The organism is Candidatus Babeliales bacterium (assembly GCA_035288105.1).
Taxonomy (GTDB): Bacteria; Babelota; Babeliae; order Babelales; family Vermiphilaceae; genus SOIL31.
Genome location: DATEAY010000062.1, coordinates 1 through 3989, shown reverse-complemented (window position 1 = coordinate 3989; position 3989 = coordinate 1). Strand labels below are relative to the sequence as shown.

The 3989-nt window shown below is 37.2% G+C and carries 4 protein-coding genes; 3 read left to right on the top strand and 1 reads right to left on the bottom strand.

Annotated elements, in window-relative coordinates:
• Nucleotides 1-280 precede the first annotated feature (280 nt).
• The 3 genes from VJJ26_03385 (at nucleotide 281) to VJJ26_03375 (ending at nucleotide 3402) form a co-directional block, all read left to right on the top strand.
• Entirely contained in the window at nucleotides 281-553 is a 273-nt protein-coding gene (locus tag VJJ26_03385) for a hypothetical protein (GenBank protein HLC07206.1), read from the top strand.
• Nucleotides 543-2390 carry a penicillin-binding protein 2 gene (locus VJJ26_03380; GenBank protein HLC07205.1) on the top strand — a complete coding sequence of 616 codons (1848 nt, stop codon included), beginning with the start codon at nucleotides 543-545 and terminating at the stop codon, nucleotides 2388-2390. Before VJJ26_03385 ends, VJJ26_03380 begins: the two co-directional genes overlap by 11 nt.
• Nucleotides 2391-2484: 94 nt before the next feature.
• Nucleotides 2485-3402, top strand: coding sequence for a hypothetical protein (locus tag VJJ26_03375; GenBank protein HLC07204.1), 918 nt, complete (start codon nucleotides 2485-2487; stop codon nucleotides 3400-3402).
• A 90-nt stretch (nucleotides 3403-3492) separates the two neighbouring features.
• Here the strand turns inward: VJJ26_03375 and VJJ26_03370 are convergent, their stop codons facing one another.
• Nucleotides 3493-3825, bottom strand: a complete 333-nt coding sequence (locus VJJ26_03370; protein HLC07203.1) for a hypothetical protein — start codon at nucleotides 3823-3825, stop codon at nucleotides 3493-3495.
• Nucleotides 3826-3989 lie beyond the last annotated feature (164 nt).

The window sequence follows — 3989 nt, the reverse complement described above, 5'->3', positions numbered from 1 at the left end:
TTGTTTGCAAAATTCATCTATTTCATAGAAAATTGTAATCAATAGCATAGCTTTCATTTCCTTTTTTGATTGATCTCATTTTAGAAAATGTTATCTATGCTATTGATTTTGTAAATCCTTATGTCGAATTCGCGTTAATTAATAAAAAACGCGAAATATATTTCTAAAAAAGCGCCAAGCATTAAGTTACGAACAATGCTTGGCGCTTTTATTTTTCTAAAGAATTGCTTCTTGAACTCCGCTCTGAGTAAGCTGAACTCAGACATAACAAGGGAATGTCATGAAAAAAAATTCTTTTATCACCATTTTCATCTCCGCTCACATTGTACTTATTTTTTTACAAGTGCATAAACATACACTGTTTATAAAAAATAGTTACAACCATCAACAATGTGAAAAAAAAATGGCTATGCTCACCGAAAAAAAACAAATTCTTACTCAAGAATTGTATGCACTCAAAGATCGCGAGAACATTAAAAAATATGCTCAAAATAAGCTTAATATGCGTCCTTATGCGCTCAATCAAGTAAAAAAGTTGCATCATGATACATAGCTTTAGACTCCGCTCAACAATTGTTTTTTTTCTCTTCGTCACGCTCTATGCGATTGTTGGAATTAATTTATATGTTATTCAAATTAAACATCATGATTTCTATAAAAAACTTGCTGAACAACAATATCATGTAACCATTACTCAAATCCCCGCTCGTGGACCGATTTTTGATAGAACTGGTCGCAACTATCTTGCAATGAACAAAGATTATATCGCTGCATTCATTCTACCAACACAACTAACAGATAAAAAACTCACCGTACAATTTTTGAAAAAACATTTCCCGCAAGCAATTGAACGCCTTGAACACAATAAAGATAAACATTTTATGTTCATAAAACGTAGATTATCACCAGAAGAAATTGAAATAATCAAAGCAGAAAAAAATCCTGACATCTTTCTTCTTTCCGAACCAGGACGCTACTATCCTCTCCCATCAGCAAGTCCCATAATTGGTTTAACAGACATAGATAACAAAGGACTGCTTGGCATTGAACTGTTATATAACCACACTCTCGCAGGAAAACCAACAACGTGCTATCTGGAAAAAGATGCACGGTCTGGTTATTATTATTTTAAAAAAGAAACAGCAATACAAGGTGATGTGAGCCTTCCGCTACAATTGACTATTGATGCTGATCTACAATTTTTGGTTCAAGAAGTAGTACAACAAACAGTCGACAAATTTAATGCAAAAGAAGCTGCAGTAATCATTATGGATCCAAGCAATGGTGAAATAATTGCTATGCTCTCCTACCCTTATTTTGATCCAAATAATTCACATAAAAGCAGCATTGATCATTTCAGAAACAAAATCATCACAGACGCTCACGAACTTGGTTCAGTGATAAAAGTGTGTGCAGCACTTGCAGCACTTGAAGAAGGCGTTGTAACGCCTGATGAACTGATTGATTGCCAAAATACTCTTACTACTCACATAGATGGACGTATTATTAATACCGTTCAGGCTCATGGAACTATTCCATTCACTGATGTTATTGCACTATCAAACAACATTGGTATCGCAACTGTTGCCAAACGATTGGAAACAAAATTATACGATCATTACAAACAATTAGGATTTGGTTGCAAAACAGGCATTAGGTTTCCTGGAGAAAACACTGGCTCTTTAAACCGACCAGAGAATTGGTCGAAGCAATCAATTATTTCTCTTTCTTATGGGTATGAGGTTTCTACAACCGTGTTACAACTTGCATGCGCATTTTGCATCATTGCAACAGGATATAAGGTAACGCCGACATTGATTCAAACTAGTCCTTCGATACATCTTTGCAAGCAAAAACACTCAGGACGAGCGGAAGTGGAAATTAATTCACTCCACTCCGCTCGCCCTGAGTGCCCTTCAGCCCCATGTTCCATTTCATTTCACACAGGGACCCCGGCGCAGAGTAACGGAACTGGGAAAGAGGGATGTATCGAAGGGTTACCTCAAAAGAAATCCCCTAATCCGCTCGCCCTGAGTGCCCCCATCGGGGGTGTACCGAAGGGTAATAAGCTCTATTCCGACGCCGCACGTAACACAATCAAAGAAATATTAGAAAAAACAACTCTCTACGGGACTGCACGCCGAGCAAAAATAAAAGGATATCGCGTCATGAGTAAAACAGGAACGGCAAACATGCTTATTGACGGTAAATATAATCCAGAAAAAAATCTGTACACATGCGCAGGAATTGTTGAAAAAGATGACTATCAACGCGTCATTGTAACATTTGTTAAAGAAGCGCAGCAAAAAGATATTTATGCCTCAACAGTTGCCGTCCCCTTGTTTGAATCAGTTGCAGAACGTATGCTCATTCATGATAAAATAATATAACCTCATTTTTATCCCATATTACGATTCTCTTCATTGGGGTCCCCGTGTGAAGAGAATCGTAATATGGGGTTAAAATACTTTAAAGGAGATAATAATGTACAATCAAAACACTATTTTTGTTCCCGCAGATGTCCCAGAAAAAAAACATGATACCTTCATAAAAAATTATGGCACCATTACTCGCAACACAGGTCGTCTTTTTTTGTTTTCGTGTGATCACAAAATAGAGCACCTTAACAACGATTGCTACGGGCCAACAGTTAACCCACAAGCACTACATCCCGAACATTTTTTTCGTATTGCATCACAAGGAAATATTGGTGCAATGGCAACACATTTGGGGCTTCTTGCACGATATGCAAAACAATATTCAAACGTTAACTACATCGCAAAATTGAACGGGCGCACCAATCTTGTATCATGCGAACAACAAGATCCCAAAAGTTTGTTATTGTGGACTGTTGATGATGTAATGAATTTTAAAAATGATAACAAAATAATGATCGCTGGTATCGGAATTACTGTTTATCTTGGCAGTGAATATGAATCAGAACAACTTGCTCAAGCAGCCCATGTTATTACACAGGCACATCGTGAAGGACTTATCGCCATTGTTTGGATGTATCTTCGTGGAAAAGCAATATGCGAAGAAAATAATCCTAGTCTTATTGCAGGCGCAACTGGCGTTGCGCTCTCACTTGGTGCAGATTTTGCAAAAGTAAAAATTCCTGCAACGACTGACATATTCACAAGCGCACAATCTCTTAAAATTGCCTCTGCTGCTGCAGGAAACACAAAAATTATTTGTTCAGGGGGAGAAGCAATGGAACCTCAAGAATATCTTGCGCAATTGTATGATCAAATTCATGTTGGTGATGCAGCGGGCACCGCAACAGGACGAAATATTTTTCAACGTTCACTGACAGAAGGAATTGCTCTTACTCATGCAATTGCAGCCATTGTATACGAAAATGTTGACCTTAAAACAAGTATATCTCTGTCATCCTCTTGAATTTATACTAATTAACCCACTTCGTTAAAACTTCGTGGGGACCCCAAATAAAGACGTTTAGCCCCACTTCGTTAAAACTTCATGGGGACGTCAAACTTGACGATCCGCACAATCGAGGATCAAATCAAAGGGTTTTGCTGCGTTAAATACTAGGTTTTTGCCACTTAGGCGTAGGTTCGATAGTATCAGCTTGATAAGTTGCCGTTTTTCTTCAACTTCAGAACTTTTGAACAAGTCGTAGGCGCGGGTTGATAGATCCAGTATGTATTTTGCCGTTATATAGTAGTTGTCTTCAGCTTCTTGTAATTTACTCAATTGAATATTTAAGTCGGTCAATTTATCACGTAATGATACGTAAAATCTGTCATAGTCGCTTTCAGTAATTCTCATCTTTAATTTATCAAGATACAAATTATCAAGCATCTTGGTAGTTTCCTTGTTCTCGTTTTTTAAAAAGGCTATAATAGCCTTTGGAAACAAACAAAAAAAAGGGCTGTTATGAAGTTTATATCAGATAAGCTGTGGTGTGAATTAAAAAGTGTATTTTCGACAAAAAAAACAAAAGTTGGACGACCTGAATTTGACAA

Bases quoted from the DNA above. Each gene is read 5' to 3' on its own strand.
- VJJ26_03385 (HLC07206.1), top strand. From the start codon at position 281: ATGAAAAAAAATTCTTTTATCACCATTTTCATCTCCGCTCACATTGTA.
- VJJ26_03380 (HLC07205.1), top strand. From the start codon at position 543: ATGATACATAGCTTTAGACTCCGCTCAACAATTGTTTTTTTTCTCTTC.
- VJJ26_03375 (HLC07204.1), top strand. From the start codon at position 2,485: ATGTACAATCAAAACACTATTTTTGTTCCCGCAGATGTCCCAGAAAAA.
- VJJ26_03370 (HLC07203.1), bottom strand. From the start codon at position 3,825: ATGCTTGATAATTTGTATCTTGATAAATTAAAGATGAGAATTACTGAA.